Genomic DNA, 478 nt, shown 5'->3' on the forward strand with positions numbered 1-478 from the left:
TGCATTGAAGTTTGGATAGCGGTTACGATCAGTTGCATTCCTGTACTTTTCAATTTCCGCCACATCATATTTAAATGCAACACCACTTCTTGTAGCGGCTGCATTGTACATTTCCATATACTCAGGAGAGTTCGTGATAAAGTCAGGCAATTCTGTTGGCGAGTGACGGGAGAAGTTTGCGGAGTAAGTAATGACCGGTGCACCTTTCTTACCTTTTCTTGTTGTAACAAGCACAACACCATTTGCTGCTCTTGAACCATAAATAGCAGTTGCGGCCGCATCTTTTAAGATGTCTACTTTCAATATCCTGTTCATATCAACATCGTTGATACGTTGCAGCGATACTTCAAAACCATCTAAGATGAAGAGCTGTGTGTTAACACCTGTTGTATAACTGAAAGGTGTATTGTTTGGCTGACTCAGATCAACCAAACTGTTACCACTACGCAATACCACTTCCGGTAATGCATTAGGGTTT

The 478-nt window shown here is 41.4% G+C and carries 1 protein-coding gene; it reads right to left on the reverse strand.

Annotation, left to right across the window (positions count from 1 at the left end; genetic code table 11):
* A partial coding sequence (locus tag ENE75_RS26045) for a TonB-dependent receptor plug domain-containing protein (RefSeq protein WP_158289100.1) occupies positions 1–478 on the reverse strand: 478 nt, incomplete at both ends.

This window comes from Rubrivivax albus (assembly GCF_004016515.1).
Lineage (GTDB): Bacteria > Pseudomonadota > Gammaproteobacteria > Burkholderiales > Burkholderiaceae_C > Rubrivivax > Rubrivivax albus.